Below are 18,812 nucleotides of genomic sequence, written 5' to 3' on the forward strand. Positions count from 1 at the left end.
AAGCTATTTCATCTCGTATGATCCAATCCATTAGCTTTCTAACTAGTAACTCGTATACATTATTTTATTACTAATTTTCTACTAAGGGTACAGTATTTGTCAACCGGATTAAGTTCTTATTGTCCATTCTCGATGGGATATCCTCTTTGCACGTAAATAATAGAATTTGATGCTGCTTTGATATCTCATTTAGAATCGAAATCATTCGATCATATCTTACCACATCAAAGTGAACAAACGCATCATCCATTATAAATGGCATTCGCAAGCTTTCACTCATTACGAGACTAATTGCTAATCGTAGTGCCACATATAATTGGTTTATGGTTCCTTGTGACAATTCCTGTACCTGAAAACGAATATGGTCTACTCGCTCCACTACAAACGGCTTATCCGCTACTGGTGGATAAACGTTGATATAGACCTGATTGGTTAATAGCTGGAAAAAATGTGTTGTCTTTTCCATCACTTTAGATAAATATTTATCTCGAAAGTTTCCTTTCGTTTCCGTGAGTAACTCTTTTGCTACTTTATGAATAGCCCATTCACGAGCAAGCTTCCTTAACTTTTCCTTTTCTTGCTCAAACTTATGGATCATTTCCGAATACGTTTCGGAAGCTTCTAATCGCTTGATGTCTAGCTTCAATTGGGCTAATTGATTACGTTTCTTTTCCCTTTCTTCCTCCAATTGTTGGATTTCCTGAAGAATCTCCGTCACTTCTAGCTCGATATTGCTAAGCTTTGGTGGACAAGCTACTATCTCTTCCCATCTTTCCTTCGTAAAAAAGCTAGAATACTGTGCTTTTATTTGCTCACAATGATTCACAAGTTCCTTTTGCTCTTTTAACTCTCTCGCTTTCAAATAATACGCTTCTTCATCCTTTACATTGGCAACCATAAAGAGCGAATTCATTTCTTGTTCTAACGTGTCACACTTCATTACTATTTCATTTAATTGTTTCTCTACTTCCCTTAACGATTGTTTCGTTTGGTGAAGCTGTTTTTCTCGGTGGCGAAATTGTTCAATCCCTAGCTCTAAAAACTCTAATTTTGCTAATAGTGTTCGAGGTGTGTTTTCAATATGATGTCTTTCGAAAAATCGATTAACCGTCTCCTGATAGCGTTCTAGCTCTTGATTATGCTCATGTTCTTGTATTTGTAATTCATTTACTTGTTTAACATCTTTCAATAATCCTCTTAATGAATGAAATAACTCCTGCCAGTATACCACCTCAACATGAGAGAGAAAAGTAAATATATGTCTTTGATTAGCTATTTCTTTTTCCAATTCCAATTCTCGTTGTTCCAATAAGATTTTCTGTTCTCTTAATTGATTCAGCGTAATATCAGAATCTCTTAATTTGTCCTCTAATAATTCAATATCTCGTAAGTTTTCTCGATTTATTTCAAGGATCTTCGCAGCCTTCGCTCTTTCATCCTCGGTAATCACGATATTGTCGGATTGTGGATGAATAGTCTGTCTGAGCATTGCTTCCATATGATGAATCGATTTTTTACCATAGATCCATTGTGTGACTCCAAAAAGTAGGCTCACAGCAGTTATACTAACATATACATAGTCTTTAAGCACGAATGCTAGTATACCGAAGAAAGTACCAATGAAAACACTTAAGCTTAAGAAAAGCCCTATCCGCTTATTCGTTTGTTGCCTTGTCTTGCTCCAATTTTTTTGTTTTTCTATATGCTCCTTTTGTAAGGCATGAAGTAATTTCGATTCTTTATATGCTTCCATTACTTCCTCAAGCTCTTTTCTTTCCTCTGGCTTAAGTAAGGATAACTCAATATCTTGTAATTCTTGTTCTAGTCTATTCTGTTTTGCTTGTTGAAGCTGTATACTATCCTTGTTTACCTCCAGCTGCTGCTTTAAACTCTCATACGTCTGTTTCAAATCAGCCCACTGCTTTTCCAAATGGAACGGGAGAGAAAGCCCGGCTAAGTCATCTTTGTTTAACCCAACATTTAATTCCGTTATTCCTGTATTAATTTCCGCATCTAGTGTTTTAATTTGCTCTTGAATCGTGGATAAATTTTCCTTCACTTTTTGATAATCTGCAAATTTGGAGCAAACAGCTACCGCTTCTTCATAAGGAAAATCATTATTTTTGTCTTGTATTTCTTTTCGTTCTCTAATAAGCTTTTCTCTATTTCTTTCTAAAACATTCCTTTCACTTTTTAGAGGATACCATTTATCTTTTAATGACTCTAGCCGTTCTATTCCTTCCTCAGGAAAAGGAATTTCTTCTGGTAATTCATTTAGTCTTAGCTGATATTGCTTGTATGCTTCAACTTGTGGCAAGACTTGCATCAGTTTATCCAACTGGTACCGAGCTTGTTTATACTCCTTCATTTGTTGGGTAATGTGTTCAATATCGGTTTCCAGCTCTATAATGGCATTCTTTTTTTCCCGATAGGTGGATTCTTCATTCTCTAGCTCATGTAACTGGACATGAAGTTGTTCAAGCTTCACTAATTGTTGATTAATTACAGGATTTTTTCCATAAGGCTTAAAGTAATCACTTATTCGTTGGTCAAGCCTTTTTTCAATAGAATGTATTTTTGACGATCCTGTGAGACCAATTCCTAGTAATACTTCACTAATATTCTCTTGCTTTACATCTTGTAATCTGCTCAAATCAGCAGCTGAGAAAGAGAAGATAGCTTGATAGGTTTTCTCATCTATCCCATGTAGTTTATCACGAAGCCAATTTTCATCATGTTCTTCCCCATCCGCTGTATGGCATATTGCTACTCCATTTCGCGTGTCAGCTAATCGTTCAATTGTGTAAATGCCCACTTCAGGATCAAAAACCGTCAAACTCCCACCCATCTTACTACTTGTTTTCGGTTGATAAAATTTGCGCTGTTTCGGTGGCATTCCAAATAACATAAATAAAATAAAACGCTGCAGAGTAGTTTTCCCAGACTCATTTTCTCCATATATTGTTAGGAATGAATCTTTACTAAAATCAATATGATAATCAACCCATTTTCCAAAACCATAAATAGTTGCTTGAAGTAGTTTCATGAAAGCATCACTCCTTCATAAGCTCATGTAAAACAAGCTCATAAGCTTCCTTTTTAATCTGCTCTTCCATTTCCTCCGATAAAACATCCAAATACTTTCTCGCTTCTTTATGTTGATATAAGTCTGTTAGGTGTGAAGCTGAGGAGAAATGGTCTACGTTCATCGTTAGTTCGCCGAGAAAATGCTCCCCTCTCAAGTTTGGTAATGCTATGTTGGTATATTTACTTGTATATCGAAATATATAGATCCAGTTTTTCTGCTGGCTAAAGCTCTCATTCCATATCTCTACTATTTCTTGTAATAGATTTTCATTCTTCCATTCAAGTATTGTATCCTTGTTGCTGTGTAACTCCAAGTCAACTAATAGGGGTAGTGCAACATCTAACTCTTTCAGTTGCTTTGTTATTCGTTGTTCAACCTGATGAATCGTCTCACATTCTGACACATCTATTGTTATGTGACCATACTCAATTGCGTTCAATGGAATAAATTCTAATGATTGCTTTCCTTTGACCATCTCAACGTAATAACACCCTTTCTCACCCGATTCCTTCCTATTTCGCCCTTGAATATTGCCCGGGTATACGACAGAAGGATTCTCCTTTAATACCGCTCGCTTATGAATATGACCTAGTGCCCAATAATCAAAATCCTTTTCTAGAAGCTCACCTAGTTTAAATGGTGCATATGTATCGTGTTCGGTGTTACTTTCTATACTTCCGTGGAGCATAGCAATATGGAAAGGAATTTGCTCGTCTATTTTTTTATACTGATTCACCTTGTTCTCCACTACCGCTCGTCGCTCATAACTAAATCCATAGATAGTAGCTAATGGAATATGATCTTTTTCATACGTAAAGGAGCGTACCTGCTCATCAGGGAAGACATGAACATTCTCTGGATAGGTAATGGGATACCGATTCCCTTCTACATAATCATGATTACCATACGATACATACACATCAATGTGATGGCGCTGTAATTCTTCGAAGGCGTTCCGTAAGCTAATCTGTGCTTTTAAACTTTGCTTTTCATTATCAAATAAATCTCCCACTAACAAAACAAAATCTACTTTTTTCTTAATGGCTACAGCTACTAAATTATTAAGTGCTGTAAACGTACTTTGCCGTATCTCTTGGAATACTGTTTCATTTACATCCGATAATCCTTTAAAAGGGCTATCCAAATGTAGGTCCGCTGCATGAATAAAGGAAATCTTCTTTTCCAATATCATCCCTCCTCTTTCATTTTATTCTATCAAATCCCAAAGACGAATGCACGTTCGTAGTTAGATCCACAAAATTTCTCCATAGAAAAAACCGCTTTAATTAGCGGTTTTATGCTACATATGCCCTCCTAGTCTATCATTAATAATCCTCTAAACACCATTATTCTTTTCTCGTCAATAAAATAGCTTTTTTAATATCTTTAAAAGAACTAGATTTTCCGTACATTAACACGCCACCTTTATAGACCTTCGCACCAACAATGGCAAATAGAATAATGGTTCCTATTAGAATTCCTACAGACAGAAACACTTCCCAGATTGGAACATCCAAAATACCAACTCGAATAAACATAAGCATTGGTGCAAAAAAAGGAATAAACGATGTTATCGTTACAATGGAAGATTCAGGAACATTCATTCCGAACATCGCTAAGAAAAAGGCAACTGCAATTAATAAAATAATTGGTGTAACCATCTGATTAGCTTCCTCTACTCGACTAACTAACGATCCAAGCATAGCCGCTAATGTGGCGTATAATAAATATCCGAGTAAGTAAAATAGTATGCCATACAATAAAATGGTTAAGGAGGCATCTTGTAAGCCAAACGAGCCAAGAAATTCACTTAGTTGTTCCCCTTTTGCTTGCAACATCATATAAGCTAATGATACAAAGATAAATATCTGTGTTAGACCTAATAAAGCGATTCCTATAATTTTCGCGAACATATGGGTAATTGGCGAAACACTAGAAACTAATAGTTCCATTACTCGAGAGGACTTTTCTGTCGCTACATCGGTTGCTATGAGAGAACCGTACATGATGACACCAATATAGAGTAAAATCAGCATCACATAGACAATACCCCGTGCTTGATTCATTTCCTCTGCTGATTTTCCACTCTCATTTAATGCAACTGTATCCATCGCTATCGGTGAGAACACTTCATTTATAGCTACTTGATCGATTCCTAATTGCGCTGTTGCTAGTGTTGTCTTTAGTTGTTGCAGCTGCTGCTGAACCTTTGTTTGAAGTTGACTATCAGACATATTTTTCGCATAAAAGGTAGCCTCTGGTAATCCTTCTTGGTTTAAATCAAGTGTAATAAGCGCATCATAGCTCCCATCACTGACTAATGCTTTGCCCTCTCCCAGTGACTGGATGAAAGGTTCCAAAATAAGTTCATCATTATTTTCCTGTATGATCATCAAATCGAATAGCTCACCTGATTCATCTAGTACAGCAATCTTATCTTCATCTTCTCCAGCAAAGGTTAGAATAATCGATTCAAAGTTTACTAGCAGAACTAAAAAGGCAAGAATTAAAGCAGTACTAATGAAGAATACTTTAGTTTTCAATTTGGATAGATACGTATGAGTTGTCATAATCCAAAACTTATTCATAGTGAGCACCCACTTTCTCGATAAAGATATCGTTTAGGGATGGTTCTTCTAAATCAAATTTCCGCACAAATCCCTTCCCTTGCAGTTCACGAAAAATAACCTGTGATACTTCCTCATCGGTAATCTGTATTAAACAGCCTTCCATAGTCTGCTTGTAGTGGACTACACCATGAATAGTCTTTAAAAAATCTAAACTCATATCAGCATGAATAATTAAGTTTTTCTTACCAAAGGAGCGTTTAATCTCACGTAATGCCCCTTGCACAACTGGAGTTCCTTTATGTAATATACATAGGTGCTGACATAATTCCTCTACATGTTCCATTCGATGGGATGAAAAGACAATCGAAGTTCCTTCATTTTTCAAATCGACAACAGCTTTCCTCAACAACTCTACATTGATCGGATCTAAACCTGAGAATGGTTCATCTAATATTAATAGCTTCGGTTTATGGATAACGGCTGAAATGAATTGAATCTTCTGCTGATTCCCCTTAGACAGCTCTTCAACCTTCTTGTCAATATATTCAGGTACTTTAAATCGCTCCAACCACGCTTCAAGATCCTTTAACGCATCTCGTTTTCCCATCCCACGCAAACGAGCTAGATAAATAATTTGCTCCCTTACTTTTAGCTTGGGATATAGTCCTCTCTCTTCAGGCAGGTAACCTATCAAACTACTTTTATCATAATCTATCTTTTCCCCGTTCCATGTTATCTCCCCAGAAGTCTGATCAAGTAATCCAAGGATCATACGAAATGTAGTCGTTTTTCCTGCACCATTTCCTCCTAGAAACCCGAACATTTCGTTCTCTGGTATTTCTAAGCTTAAGTTGTTAACAGCAGTATGTCTGCCAAATCGCTTGCTTACATTTTTTATTAGTAATGTCATCGAATCTATCCACTCCTTTCTATTCCTTAGCACTATAATAGGCGGCAGCAATTCCCATGATGATACAATGAAGAACATATAACGCATTTATCAAGAAAAAGGCAAATCCAATACCATCAAATATGATGACAACCGGTGTAGCTATTAGCATAATAACTAGCATAATATCCCACGTGCGTCCTTTCGCTTGATTATTCACCTGATAATAACGCTCATCATAGCGATGGTTTTTCTTTCCAATTCTTCGTTGAATCAAGAAAATGATTAGCATGAATAAGTAATTTAAAGCTAAAATGAATACAAGCCATGGTGCTTCTAAAAAAGTTTGACTAAACATGGTATACCCCCAGGTAAATTATTATGAGTTTTTGAAATGATAAAATAGTGCTGATCCCCCTACGGAAAGAATGTGTAAAAAAATAACCCCACGAGGAAAAAGTAACTAAAGGAGACCCCTTCCACAATTAATACAATTAGGATAGAAATAATCATGATAAGGAACATAATATCCCAACTCTTAGCCTTTGCCCGGTTCGTTTCATATTGATTACGTTCATCATAATAATGTGCTTTCTTCCTAATTCGCCGTTGGATTAAGTAAGCGATTAGTAGCCAAATAAATGTTCCTAATAACATAATAATTACCCATGGGTTCTCTAATTCACTTAACATTCTCATCCCCCTCAAAAATAAATAATTCTTCTATACTACATTCAAAAATTTGCGCTAATTTATGAGCAAGTACAAGAGAAGGCTTATACTTCCCCTTTTCTAATGAGATTATGGTTTGCCTCGATACTTTTAAAAGCTGTGATAAATCTTCCTGAGTCATATTTCTTTCTGTTCGTTTTTCACGAATTAATGTTTTCATACTATCTCCCGCTTCGTGTAAAGTTAACTTTACGTAAAGTGTACTATACATCAAGCATCAAAGTCAAGGGAACTTTACATTTTACATTCTATACATTTATATAGAAGGATTTTTTTAATAAAAGTCGAATAATAAACAATAAGAAAAACTTCAGGAGGGAAACGATGAAGACATATGTATTAACTGTTTTTGATAAATCCGGGGAGAAATTATTGGATGAGTCATTTCAAGCTGCCAATGATCAAGAAGCAAAAAAAACAGGAGAAGAACGACTTGCACAAAAAGGTTATCTAGAGCATACACATCGATGTGTTTCACCAGAGGCAAAGCTAGTATTGTTCCACCGTTAATAGAAATTACACTCAGAAGGTTAGCTAGTACTTAAAATAACGCGGCACAAAGTATAAATAGCGCGGAAACCTTCGGAAATCGCACCGGAATTACAAAAGTCGCGCAATATGGAAGAAAAACAGCGCGGCCTTCATTAAAAGTCGCGCGACACATCCATAATGGCGTGACTTTTAATGAAGGCCGCGCGAACTAATACGAGTCTCTCACGACTTTATCCGTTTTATTGAGAAATCGACAGATGGGGAATTACCTCCGCATACTACTCTGATTACGATTCTTCCAAATTATTCATATTCTCATTTACCGGCAAAGCTCGGTTTCCTTTTCTCTAAAAACGCGCGTACGCCCTCTTTATGATCCTCCGTACTTCTCAGCTGCCATTGGTTCTCTTTTTCTCTTTCTAAATAATAATTTAATGTTTCGACATGCAGGTTGTGATAGGTCATTTTCGTTCTAAGCATTGCCTCAAGTGGAGAAGCAAGTAACCGCTGCCCAAGATTAGGAGACTCCTCCAATACATCCTTTTCCGTTACAATATCTACTAGTCCCATTGTTTTTGCTTCAGTAGCTTTAACCTGTCTTGGATTTCCCCAAATAAATTGCTTCGCTTGCTGTGTCCCAAGACGCTGTTCCGCCCAGAAATGCCCCCCACCATCAGGAGCTAAACCTACTCCAATAAATAACATTCCAAATTTAGCCTCTTGGTGCGCGACAACATAATCAGCAGTTAGTGCCAAGCTTAATCCTAATCCAGCAGCTGAGCCTTGAACACTGGAGATGACGATCTTCGGCATCATGTAAAGTTTCCGCACAATCTGAGCAATCGTGTCCATAACACGATCAAAGAACGCTTTATCAGCAAAGTCCTTCATCATGGCAATATCGCCACCTGCACAGAAGGCGTTCCCATTCCCAGAAAGAATAACAATTCTGTCATTATTCTGTTCCACTTTTTCAATTGTAATTAGAAGTTCTTCAAGCATTTCCTTATGGAGTGCATTATATCGCTCTGGTCGATTTAAGGTAATATACGATACATGCTCCTTACTTTCCAATGTCACAAACGTCATTTTCATTCCCCCCTCATTTAACTAGAACGTGCTATAACATTATTCGCTAGACAAGATGATAATTCCTGCTATTATGCTAAAAACAGTTTAAATGACAAGTAGCACGTAATTTAAGAATTAAAAAAAGAGCCAGGATATTCTCCTCGCTCTTTCATATATTAACCTTGTTGAGAACCGTATAGTTCTTCTAATGGCTTCGTAATAATCTGGCTAATTTCATTAATTACCGTATTTAAACGTTGCTCATGTTCCATTAATTGTGAAATTGCCTCATGTTGTTGGACTAATTCCACTACTTTACGGGCATTGTCAATCTCTTCTTCGGTAATTTCTTGACCTTGCATTTGCTTTTGTTGTAGTTCCATTTGTGTATCACGGAAATCTTCAAATGTTTTCTTTGCAGTTGGATCTCCCATAACCGCTTCAAATGCGTCCTTTAGTCCTTTAAATTCCTCACTATCACGAATCGCCTTTTCTAAATCATAGGCGCTATCATACATATTAGACAAAACAAATTCCTCCTTGATTAGATTACCCCCACTATATCAAACGTAACGGGGTATGTATACTAATAGCTATTAACTTTTGATTATTAAGTTAAGATTCACACTAGGTGAACTATCTATACGGGGATTACGAAAGGCTAACTGGAGACAAGCAGACTTGGTTATATATTTTTACTGACATAAATGATACTTTTTTAAATAGCGATTATATTGGTATAATTACTATAACTCTAATGAAAATGAGGTTTTTTAATTGATTGATAATTTAAAAGCGTACTTTCCTTCTCTCGAACACTATACAACCATTCCAGCAAAATTAAATAATAGATTAAAATGGTTCCTAACTTCAGACTCTCAATTAGTCGGAATTCATCCAGATGATTTACAGGAGAAAGATTTGCTTCTATTAAGTACGTTTCTAACTCCATATCATAACTTGTTTCCATCTATGACAGACGAAGAAAAGCAGTGGAAAAATTGGATTCATACTGATGAGTGTCCGAATAACAATTCTACCTTTCGATTTGTCTACTTCCAATTGCCATCCAATCAAATCGAACTATCTGCATTTAAAGATGCTATTAATCAATTGTTCGAAAAGGAAGTTCCTATTTTATGGGAAAATGAGCAGGAAGGTATTATCATCGAATCGTTTTATCCTGAATTAGAAGATGCCATTTCATACAAGGAAATTATTGATATTTTAATTAGTGATTTATATATCAATATACGCTTTTTTGTAGGTCCTTATTTCCATTCGAATGAAGGAATAAAAAAATATTATCAACAAATAAAAGCTGGGGCAAAGCTATCGTTTAAAAGTACACAGCTTCATGTTATAAGCTTTTTAGAGGCAATTCCACATATAGTAGTTGATCACGTTGATTCTTCCATTATGAAAGATTTACCTAAATTAATCCTACAGGAATTCCAGCGAGACAACGAATTCATTACGATGATGGAGGTCTTCTTCAAGAGTAATCTAAATGTCTCTGTCGCTGCCAAAAAACTATATATGCACCGAAATAGCCTGCAATACCGTATTGATAAATTCTATGAAAAAACGGGGATTGATGTTCGTATATTTCATCAAGCACTTACCGTATATTTGGCCATCCTAGCGTTAAATAAATAACTTTATGTAAACATGCACAAAGAGCAGCCATATCTTTGTGCATGTTTACTATTTTGTCCATCCGCCCTATTTACTATAATTAATTTAGATTATAAAAACGCTTTCATTTTTTTAAGGGGGACTTGTACATGGCTGAATTACGCTTAGAACACATTCAAAAGAAGTATGATAAGGACGTAGTAGCTGTTAATGATTTTAACTTACACATTCAAGATAAGGAATTTATTGTCTTTGTCGGACCTTCTGGATGTGGTAAATCCACGACATTACGTATGATTGCTGGTCTAGAAGAAATCACGGACGGAGAGCTATACATCGATGATAAGAAAATGAATGATGTCGCTCCTAAAGACCGTGACATTGCGATGGTATTCCAAAACTATGCCCTATATCCGCATATGAATGTATATGATAATATGGCCTTTGGATTAAAGCTACGTAAGTTTAAAAAGGACGAAATTGACAAACGTGTACAAAACGCGGCAAAAATTTTAGGTCTAGAAGCATACTTAGATCGTAAACCAAAAGCTCTTTCCGGTGGACAACGTCAACGTGTTGCATTAGGTCGTGCGATTGTCCGTGATGCAAAAGTATTCTTAATGGATGAACCATTATCAAACTTAGATGCGAAATTACGTGTACAAATGCGTGCAGAAATCCAGAAGCTTCACAAACGCTTACAGACAACGACGATATATGTAACCCATGACCAAACAGAAGCAATGACGATGGCTACGCGCTTAGTGGTCATGAAAGATGGTGTTATCCAACAAGTCGGTGCACCTAAAGAGGTTTATGATAATCCTAATAACGTATTTGTTGGTGGATTTATTGGCTCACCTTCCATGAACTTCTTTACAGGAGTAGTAAAAGGCTCTGATTTTGTAATGGATGACGTAAAGATTAGAATCCCAGAAGGAAAACTAAAGGATCTCAAGGCAAAAGGCTATGCAGACAAGGAAGTCATTCTAGGTGTACGTCCAGAGGATATTCACGATGAGTTAATATTTATCGAATCCTCTCCTAATACTAAAATATCAGCTTATATTGACGTTGCGGAATTAATGGGAGCAGAGACATTCTTATACTCTAAAATAAATGAGCAAGATTTCATTGCTCGTGTGGATTCAAGAACTGATATTAATGGCGGAGAAACGATAGACCTAGCACTAGACATGAACAAAGTACACTTCTTCGACGCCGAAACAGAAGAGAGAATAAAATAACATATCAAAGATTGAGCTCGTTATTTTTAATAATAACGAGCTTTATTTTATTACCAAACATATATTTTGTTAATTTTAGGGAATTATTTCAATAAATTTGTAAATAATACAGGTAACAATTATACAAAAGGAAAAGCCCACTAGGACTTTTCCTTCTATTTTAAGGAGCTTTACTACTCCTAGCCATTATTATTGAGTTTTTCCAGACATTTGTTGTTGAGCAGTTTGTACTAGACGCTTAGTAATTTCTCCACCAACAGAACCGTTAGAGCGAGAAGTATTGTCAGCACTTAGAGTAACACCAAACTCAGAAGCAATCTCATATTTCATTTGCTCAAGTGCTTGTTCTACTCCTGGTACTAGTAATTGGTTTGAATTGTTGTTAGCCATATTTATCACCTCCTGTACTAGTTAGTGTGAACAGAACATGCTATCTTATCACAAGAAATGAATGGCAATAATAGGTTTTTATGAAAAAATAGAAAGCTAAAGGGAAAGCCAGAGACTTTCCCTATTAGAACGGTTTTTAAAAGGGGGGCTCCCCCCTTATAGCCAGTCATTATTGAATTCTACCAGATAATTGTTGTTGAGCAGTTTGTACTAAACGCTTAGTGATCTCCCCACCAACAGAACCGTTAGCACGAGAAGTAGTATCAGCACCAAGGTTTACACCAAACTCAGAAGCGATTTCAATTTTCATTTGTTCTAAAGCTTGTTCAGCACCAGGTACTACTAATTGGTTTGAGTTATTGCTGTTGTTGTTAGCCATGTTTATCACCTCCTGTAATTATATTGTGAGCAGAAGTAAAAAACTTATCACAAAAAAACATTGGTAAATTGTGGTTAACTATATATGTATATAATTCGCTGGTAAGTAACGTTTTAGATAGATATGGAGCATTGATATAGTGGCAAATAAACGGCTATTGTTGAGGAAAGGTAATCGAGTAGGAGGAGGCGATTAACCTCCGACCTCTCACACCACCGTACGTACGGTTCCGTATACGGCGGTTCCATCTAAGTCCAACGTAACGTTTGATATCTACTAAATAGACTCTTTAGCCCTTGGCCTGACCAATATTGGTCGTCAAGGGCTTTATGCAAGATTGGGCTTTTAGCTATTCGCCAGTATCCCTTTCTTGTGTTAGCCCATTCCCACGCTTTTCCTTTCTTAATTCCGTATCGAATTAAGTTATGGTACCTTGTTTGGACTTTCTTCCATTCCTTCCAACGAATCATTCGTAACCTTCTTCTTATCCAGGCATCTAGTTTCTTGAATAAAGAAGGCGTTTCTGCCAGTTGGTAGTAGCCTAACCAACCTATTAGGAATCGATTTAGTTTCTCCATCCTTCTATCCATCGCCACCGATTTCCTTCTAGAAGTCAGTTCACGAACTCGCTGTTTAAAGCGTTTTACACTTTCTTTTGAAACCCGGATTTTCGGGGTTTCCTTCTGGATGGTAAAAGAAAATCCAAGGAATTTGCGTCTCCATGGGCGGTCTACCGCACTTTTGTCTCCATTTACTTTGAGTTTCAGTTTCTCTTCTATGAATTTAGTGATAGTATTCATGATTCGTAAACCCGCACGTTTGGAGCGAACATAGATATTACAGTCGTCTGCATAACGGACGAAGTGAAGTCCTCTTTTCTCCAGTTCTTTATCCAGTTCATCGAGGACAATATTGGAAAGTAGTGGACTTAGGGGGCCTCCTTGGGGAGTACCTTCTGTATTAGGACAAGCTAACCCATCTTCCATAATTCCTGCCTGTAAATATCTTCTGATTAATTTCAAGACCATTGGGTCTTGAATTCTTTTACTTAATGTTCGCATCAGTCTGTCATGATTTACTTTATCGAAGAATTTCTCTAAATCCATATCGATTACCCAACGGTAACCCTGCTTGATATAATTTCTAGCTTGTCTCACCGCATCATGTCCGCGCTTGTTTGGACGGAATCCATAACTGTATCGCGAAAATGTAGGGTCGTAAACTTCCGTTAGGACTTGTGCGATTGCTTGTTGGAGGAATCGGTCTGTCACGGTAGGGATACCTAACTTTCTCTTCCCACCGTTTGGTTTCGGGATTTCGACACGACGAACAGGTTGAGGGTAGTAGGTTCCCTTTTCGAGTTGTTCCCGAATGGTAGTCCACTGTTTCATGATATGTGCTCGTAGGTTTTGTACAGGCATATCATCCACACCATGACTTCCTTTGTTTCTTTCTACACGTTTTAGTGCTTGTATTAAGTTTTCCCGTGATAGTATTCTTTCCAACATGATATCGAACTCCTACGCGAATTGTCCGTCCTTCTTATGTGGCAACTACTTTCAGCCCTTCTAATGTCCCCCACGAGATTCATCGTTTCCTCCATTAGGAAGGTTCTTATGTTTCTGCGTCATCAAGTGTTGCGTATGCAAAGTGGCAATTCTCCTTAGATGATTCAGCCCTTCCCGAATACCCTAGGAGCATTCGGTACTATGGCTTCGGCTGACTTCTGATAGTTCAGCGAACATTCTCATGTTCGGTTACGGCAGGTGTACCGCATTTCTATCAGACCTCCCAGGGTAAGCACACATTCTTCCTCTCCATGTCCTCGCTCCATTTACTCTATGCTCCCTTTGGCAGTAAGGACTTCAACTTGTATAGCAGTCTCATCCAAGAACATCTAGCCTTATATGAAGTTTGTGTTCCTCGAGGCGGAGATTTGCCGCTGACTTCCTTCAGATTCTAGGTCACCCTAGACACCCTTGTCTTAAGCTAATCACTACTACTGCCTTCGTGATTCAGGACTTCAACCCTAGAGAATGTGTGCATGCCTGGCACACTACTAAAAAAGGAATCCCACTTGACGGGATTCCTTTTACTTTATTTTGGATGAGTCATTTCTTTCGGATTCACATATTGATCAAATTCTTCAGCAGTTAATAAGCCTAATTCAATCGCAGTATCTTTCAGTGTCGCGTTATCTGCAAATGCTTTTTTCGCGATTTTAGCTGCATTTTCATACCCGATATGAGGGTTTAAAGCTGTCACAAGCATAAGTGAATCATTAAGATATTTATCGATTTGCTCTAAATTTGGCTCAATTCCTTGTGCACAACGCTCATCAAATGACAGCATACTATCAGCTAATAGCTCACATGATTGTAAGAAGTTATAGGCAATGACTGGTTTAAATACGTTTAGTTCAAAGTTTCCTTGGCTCGCTGCAAAACCAATTGCCGCATCATTTCCCATTACTTGAGCCACGACCATCGTAACCGCTTCGCTTTGGGTTGGGTTTACTTTACCTGGCATAATAGAGCTTCCTGGTTCATTTGCCGGAATAGTAATTTCACCAATTCCACAGCGCGGACCACTAGCTAACCAGCGAACATCATTTGCAATCTTCATTAAGTCCGCAGCAAGCCCTTTTAATGCACCATGGGCATAGACTGTTTCATCATGACTTGTTAAGGCATGAAATTTATTTTTTGCAGATACAAAATCTTTTCCAGTGTAATTACTTACTTCTTGGCAAACACGTTCAGAAAACTCTGGATGTGCATTTAATCCTGTACCAACAGCTGTTCCACCAATCGCTAATTCTTTTAAGTAAGGTAAGCTAGATTCAATCATACTTTCCGATTTCTCTAGCATACGATGCCATCCACTGATTTCTTGTCCAAGTGTTAATGGTGTTGCGTCCTGTAGATGTGTTCTACCAATCTTAACAATATCCGCAAAAGCTTCCATTTTTGTTTTAAATGTTTGTTTTAACTGACGTAATGCTGGTAATAAAACATCTTCAAGCTTTAATACTTCCGCAATATGCATGGCAGTTGGATATGTGTCGTTAGAGCTTTGTGATTTATTTACATCATCATTCGGATGTAGTGTAAGCTCGCTACCTTGTTCTTTTAACCATTTATTCCCAACATGAGCAATCACTTCATTCATATTCATGTTCGATTGTGTACCACTACCTGTTTGCCATACTACAAGTGGAAAATGCTCATCTAATTTACCTTCAATAATTTGTACAGCAGCATATTCAATTGCTTCTGCCTTTTTTTGCTCCATTAATCCAAGATCACTATTTGCTTTGGCAGCACTTTTCTTTAAGATTGCAAACGCTTTTATAATTTCAGTTGGCATTGTTTCATTTCCAATTGGAAAGTTCTCTTTACTGCGCTGAGTTTGAGCACCCCAGTACTTGTCAGCAGGAACTTTCACTTCCCCCAGTGTATCATGTTCTATACGATATTCCATATGTATTTCCTCCCCAGTAATGAATGTCTTTCCTACTCTATTGTACCAAATTTTTTAAAAATGAGAATTAAATTCATTACTCCATTAACAAAAAGTTATATTTTTATGTGTATCCAGATTAATTCACAATATTGTAATGCCTATTAAATTGGATTGCCCTTATAATGGAAATATCATTATTTTTATTAGGAGGACTTTATATGCCTAATATTTGGACCCATATGCTCTTTTGTGAGGAAGTAATTGACTCAATAGGTGTTACGAAGTCAATTCCCAAAAATAGCTATATTTTAAACTTAGGTGCACAAGGTCCTGACCCATTCTTTTATTTCAATTTTTGGCCATGGAAAAAAGATGGCTCCGTTAATCATATTGGAAACCTCCTGCATACTGAAAAATGTGGCGAATTCCTTATCGATTTAATCGGTTCTGTTAAAGGACAATCTGATGAACTAAAATATTATACGTTTGGATTTGTGACACACCATATATTAGATCGAAATGCACATCCATATATCCATTATAAAGCTGGGTATGAAGGAAATAATCATTCTAAATTGGAAATTATCATTGATACATTGATGATGGAACGGTATAAAAACCTAAAAACCTGGAAAACACCAGTTTATAAGGAAATCCATTTAAATAAGCAATTAAAAACGGACATAGCAGAATTGCTTTATCAAACAATCAAAAAGCACTTTCCAAACCAGGAACAGAACACAAGGAAGAATATTATTAAATCATTTAATGATATGAAATTAGCACTGAAAATCTTAGCAGATCCACATGGGTGGAAAAATAAACTACTCCATTCTATGGTCTCCTCTTTTTCTCATCAGCCAATTTTAGATCATAAAGATTATTTGAATTTAGAACATAACACGTGGTACCATCCTGCAACAAATGAACCTAGTCAGAAAAGCTTTATTGATTTATATGAGCAGGGTAGAATTGAAGCGGTTGAGATTATGAAGAAAGTAATAGGCTATTGGCAAAACGATGGCACAAAGTTGGAGGAATTAGCGGTATCAATTGGGGATATTTCTTATGATACCGGCTTACTATTAAATCGTAATTTGCAAAATCAATTTTGTGATCCAATTATTTAAGTACGAAACTAGGATGTAACAACGTTTTGTAAGTTAGAAAAGTAATGAATCGTCCGGCCCACTCTGGAAAGTACCATTTTCCAAAGTAGGCCGGCTATTGAGTACGGCTACTAGATGTAGTAAAGTTTCTTGCTACCTTTTGTCGAGGGGGGCTAGATAGGCCCGGGAGTGGAGTGCATACGACCAAAAGGAGAATAGATAATCCCGGGGACGGAGTACATCCGCCCAAAATGTGAATTGATACGCCCGCGAACAAAGATTCCTTGCGACCAAATAATAAACCCAAGTGTACCTAAGGATATTTACATTTGCCTTAATCCTCCATATCATACTTTTTTAACCTACCTCATTAACCTTTGTGCTTTATAACGCCCCTACATTATCGACTATTCTATATAATTATTCTACTTTGTTTATTTGAAAATTATGGTAGTATATAGGTGCAGGAAAAATTTAGTAATCCAATACCATTACGAGGATTATTATAAAAACGATACGTAGTTACACTTTAGTGGCGAGAACATAGCTCCCAGCTAAACTACTTTCCACTAGCCACTCTGAATAATAACCAAAATGAAAAGAGGGATTCACCTTGTTTAAAAAATTTTTAATGGTGCTATTAACACTGGGGTTAGCAATTGTTACTTTATTATTAGCGGCTTCCAATCCTACTGGCCCTAATACCGTTTCATTCGATGATCCAGTCGGTCTATGGACATCTCTTGGAATGCTAATCGTGTTATTTTTACCACCATTAATTTTATCGTTATTTAATCATCTTGCAGTAAAGATTATCTCCGCTATTTATCAAGGGTTTATTGTTTTGACTTTTTTCGGTCTAATCCTAGTAGGATTAATCCTTCCTAGTGTTCCAATTATCGTTTTAGGACTTCTTGGCGTTGCTACTAGTATTTGTAGTATCATTGTTACCGTTTCAGTAGGGTTGAAGAAGGAGAGATTACTTACAAATTCATAACCTTTCAAACAAAGGTGGAGTTATTCCCGGATAATACATGGCCTAGTAACGAAATACCAGGAGAAGGAAAAGAATCGATAAGTTCATAAAAAACACGGATATGCAATCTGAATTTCGTTATAAATCTTTTCCTTTTCCAAGCCATGGACAGCACTTGTCCTCCTTATGATAGGCATTATCAACAAACTAAATTTGCAATATGGCGTATTTCTTCCACTACCTTCATAACTTCCTCACTCCTCACTGTCTTTTATCACAAACAAATAATCCGCTTCTTCTTGTGTAGGATTTCTAACATTTTTCTTTTAGAGTCTGCTTGTTGTCTTGCTAATACCTCTTCAAAATTCGTCACTTTACGAAATATATTCGTATTACGATTTGAATACGGGCTAGGAGAATCTCATCTGGAATATCAAAAGAAACTAGAATCCGAGTGAAATCATCCTTTGGAAATTCATCTAAGTAGTTTCGGTCATAAATGGAACGGTTTGAGTTACAAATAATAAGATGATGGTTGGTATGCTCTACCGTGTAATCCACTATTAGTTTGGAAATAGCATGTTTTAACGTATTTGGTCCTTGTTTCGGTTGAAGTTTTTCATAATACTCATTGATAAAAAGCTGCATGATTATCCTGGTCCATTACGATTGAATTGGTTAATCTTTTCTCTAACATTCGAGCAAATGTTGTTTTACCACTATGTGTTTTCCCAACGGTGATAATGACTAATCGCTTCATATATGT

General features: G+C 36.8%; 18 protein-coding genes and 1 pseudogene. 5 read left to right on the forward strand and 14 right to left on the reverse strand.

Annotated elements, in window-relative coordinates:
• Positions 1 to 70: 70 nt before the first annotated feature.
• The 7 genes from MKY78_RS02740 to MKY78_RS02770 form a co-directional block, all read right to left on the reverse strand.
• Positions 71 to 3,046 (reverse strand): AAA family ATPase, encoded by a 2,976-nt coding sequence (locus tag MKY78_RS02740; protein WP_339215993.1) that lies wholly within the window; start codon positions 3,044 to 3,046, stop codon positions 71 to 73.
• A gap of 7 nt (positions 3,047 to 3,053) precedes the next feature.
• A complete protein-coding gene (locus tag MKY78_RS02745; RefSeq protein ID WP_339215995.1) occupies positions 3,054 to 4,274 on the reverse strand; it encodes a DNA repair exonuclease in 1,221 nt (406 codons plus the stop codon).
• 160 nt (positions 4,275 to 4,434) lie between these two features.
• On the reverse strand, positions 4,435 to 5,676 hold the full coding sequence (locus MKY78_RS02750) for an ABC transporter permease (RefSeq protein WP_339215997.1): 1,242 nt from the start codon (positions 5,674 to 5,676) through the stop codon (positions 4,435 to 4,437).
• The gene (locus MKY78_RS02755) at positions 5,669 to 6,568 is read right to left on the reverse strand and encodes an ABC transporter ATP-binding protein (protein WP_186869318.1); all 900 of its coding nucleotides are present in this window, start codon (positions 6,566 to 6,568) and stop codon (positions 5,669 to 5,671) included. Before MKY78_RS02755 ends, MKY78_RS02750 begins: the two co-directional genes overlap by 8 nt.
• Positions 6,569 to 6,587: 19 nt before the next feature.
• The gene (locus MKY78_RS02760; RefSeq protein ID WP_339215999.1) at positions 6,588 to 6,905 is read right to left on the reverse strand and encodes a DUF2178 domain-containing protein; all 318 of its coding nucleotides are present in this window, start codon (positions 6,903 to 6,905) and stop codon (positions 6,588 to 6,590) included.
• Between the two features lie 59 nt (positions 6,906 to 6,964).
• The gene (locus MKY78_RS02765; RefSeq protein WP_339216001.1) at positions 6,965 to 7,240 is read right to left on the reverse strand and encodes a DUF2178 domain-containing protein; all 276 of its coding nucleotides are present in this window, start codon (positions 7,238 to 7,240) and stop codon (positions 6,965 to 6,967) included.
• Complete coding sequence (locus MKY78_RS02770) at positions 7,230 to 7,439, reverse strand: helix-turn-helix transcriptional regulator (protein WP_339216003.1); 210 nt, start codon at positions 7,437 to 7,439, stop codon at positions 7,230 to 7,232. The genes MKY78_RS02765 and MKY78_RS02770 overlap by 11 nt, the downstream gene beginning before the upstream one ends.
• A 164-nt stretch (positions 7,440 to 7,603) precedes the next feature.
• On the opposite strand from MKY78_RS02770, the gene MKY78_RS02775 reads away from it, so the two are divergent.
• Entirely contained in the window at positions 7,604 to 7,789 is a 186-nt protein-coding gene (locus MKY78_RS02775; RefSeq protein WP_339216004.1) for a YhzD family protein, read from the forward strand.
• Between the two features lie 297 nt (positions 7,790 to 8,086).
• Here the strand turns inward: MKY78_RS02775 and MKY78_RS02780 are convergent, their stop codons facing one another.
• Positions 8,087 to 8,860: an enoyl-CoA hydratase gene (locus MKY78_RS02780; RefSeq protein WP_339216006.1), complete on the reverse strand. Its 774-nt coding sequence runs from the start codon at positions 8,858 to 8,860 to the stop codon at positions 8,087 to 8,089.
• Between the two features lie 158 nt (positions 8,861 to 9,018).
• Positions 9,019 to 9,369: a YlbF family regulator gene (locus MKY78_RS02785; RefSeq protein WP_339216008.1), complete on the reverse strand. Its 351-nt coding sequence runs from the start codon at positions 9,367 to 9,369 to the stop codon at positions 9,019 to 9,021.
• Between the two features lie 250 nt (positions 9,370 to 9,619).
• On the opposite strand from MKY78_RS02785, the gene MKY78_RS02790 reads away from it, so the two are divergent.
• Positions 9,620 to 10,501, forward strand: coding sequence for a helix-turn-helix domain-containing protein (locus tag MKY78_RS02790; RefSeq protein WP_339216010.1), 882 nt, complete (start codon positions 9,620 to 9,622; stop codon positions 10,499 to 10,501).
• Between the two features lie 128 nt (positions 10,502 to 10,629).
• Positions 10,630 to 11,727, forward strand: a complete 1,098-nt coding sequence (gene ugpC / locus MKY78_RS02795) for a sn-glycerol-3-phosphate ABC transporter ATP-binding protein UgpC (RefSeq protein WP_339216012.1) — start codon at positions 10,630 to 10,632, stop codon at positions 11,725 to 11,727.
• A 189-nt stretch (positions 11,728 to 11,916) separates the two neighbouring features.
• Here ugpC and MKY78_RS02800 read toward each other — a convergent pair whose 3' ends face one another.
• From MKY78_RS02800 to fumC, 4 genes are all read right to left on the reverse strand, one after another.
• A complete protein-coding gene (locus MKY78_RS02800) occupies positions 11,917 to 12,117 on the reverse strand; it encodes an alpha/beta-type small acid-soluble spore protein (protein ID WP_339216014.1) in 201 nt (66 codons plus the stop codon).
• A gap of 169 nt (positions 12,118 to 12,286) precedes the next feature.
• Positions 12,287 to 12,496, reverse strand: a complete 210-nt coding sequence (locus MKY78_RS02805) for an alpha/beta-type small acid-soluble spore protein (RefSeq protein WP_339216015.1) — start codon at positions 12,494 to 12,496, stop codon at positions 12,287 to 12,289.
• Positions 12,497 to 12,744: 248 nt separating this feature from the next.
• Positions 12,745 to 14,007, reverse strand: a complete 1,263-nt coding sequence (ltrA, locus tag MKY78_RS02810) for a group II intron reverse transcriptase/maturase (RefSeq protein ID WP_188384654.1) — start codon at positions 14,005 to 14,007, stop codon at positions 12,745 to 12,747.
• Between the two features lie 586 nt (positions 14,008 to 14,593).
• Entirely contained in the window at positions 14,594 to 15,979 is a 1,386-nt protein-coding gene (gene fumC, locus MKY78_RS02815) for a class II fumarate hydratase (protein ID WP_339216017.1), read from the reverse strand.
• A 200-nt stretch (positions 15,980 to 16,179) separates the two neighbouring features.
• Here fumC and MKY78_RS02820 point away from each other — a divergent pair, with 200 nt between their 5' ends.
• A complete protein-coding gene (locus MKY78_RS02820) occupies positions 16,180 to 17,091 on the forward strand; it encodes a zinc dependent phospholipase C family protein (protein ID WP_339216018.1) in 912 nt (303 codons plus the stop codon).
• 592 nt (positions 17,092 to 17,683) lie between these two features.
• On the forward strand, positions 17,684 to 18,067 hold the full coding sequence (locus MKY78_RS02825) for a hypothetical protein (protein ID WP_339216020.1): 384 nt from the start codon (positions 17,684 to 17,686) through the stop codon (positions 18,065 to 18,067).
• A gap of 178 nt (positions 18,068 to 18,245) precedes the next feature.
• Here the strand turns inward: MKY78_RS02825 and MKY78_RS02830 are convergent.
• Positions 18,246 to 18,806, reverse strand: a pseudogene (locus MKY78_RS02830) (AAA family ATPase).
• Positions 18,807 to 18,812: the final 6 nt, after the last annotated feature.

The sequence above is a fragment of the Ornithinibacillus sp. FSL M8-0202 genome, from assembly GCF_037975285.1.
GTDB classification, from domain to species: domain Bacteria; phylum Bacillota; class Bacilli; order Bacillales; family Amphibacillaceae; genus Ornithinibacillus; species Ornithinibacillus massiliensis.

Coding starts and splice junctions, on each gene's coding strand:
- MKY78_RS02770 (WP_339216003.1), bottom strand. CDS start 7,439: ATGAAAACATTAATTCGTGAAAAACGAACAGAAAGAAATATGACTCAG.
- MKY78_RS02780 (WP_339216006.1), bottom strand. CDS start 8,860: ATGACGTTTGTGACATTGGAAAGTAAGGAGCATGTATCGTATATTACC.
- MKY78_RS02740 (WP_339215993.1), bottom strand. CDS start 3,046: ATGAAACTACTTCAAGCAACTATTTATGGTTTTGGAAAATGGGTTGAT.
- fumC (WP_339216017.1), bottom strand. CDS start 15,979: ATGGAATATCGTATAGAACATGATACACTGGGGGAAGTGAAAGTTCCT.
- ugpC (WP_339216012.1), top strand. CDS start 10,630: ATGGCTGAATTACGCTTAGAACACATTCAAAAGAAGTATGATAAGGAC.
- MKY78_RS02775 (WP_339216004.1), top strand. CDS start 7,604: ATGAAGACATATGTATTAACTGTTTTTGATAAATCCGGGGAGAAATTA.
- MKY78_RS02805 (WP_339216015.1), bottom strand. CDS start 12,496: ATGGCTAACAACAACAGCAATAACTCAAACCAATTAGTAGTACCTGGT.
- MKY78_RS02800 (WP_339216014.1), bottom strand. CDS start 12,117: ATGGCTAACAACAATTCAAACCAATTACTAGTACCAGGAGTAGAACAA.
- MKY78_RS02750 (WP_339215997.1), bottom strand. CDS start 5,676: ATGAATAAGTTTTGGATTATGACAACTCATACGTATCTATCCAAATTG.
- MKY78_RS02760 (WP_339215999.1), bottom strand. CDS start 6,905: ATGTTTAGTCAAACTTTTTTAGAAGCACCATGGCTTGTATTCATTTTA.
- MKY78_RS02820 (WP_339216018.1), top strand. CDS start 16,180: ATGCCTAATATTTGGACCCATATGCTCTTTTGTGAGGAAGTAATTGAC.
- MKY78_RS02765 (WP_339216001.1), bottom strand. CDS start 7,240: ATGTTAAGTGAATTAGAGAACCCATGGGTAATTATTATGTTATTAGGA.
- MKY78_RS02755 (WP_186869318.1), bottom strand. CDS start 6,568: ATGACATTACTAATAAAAAATGTAAGCAAGCGATTTGGCAGACATACT.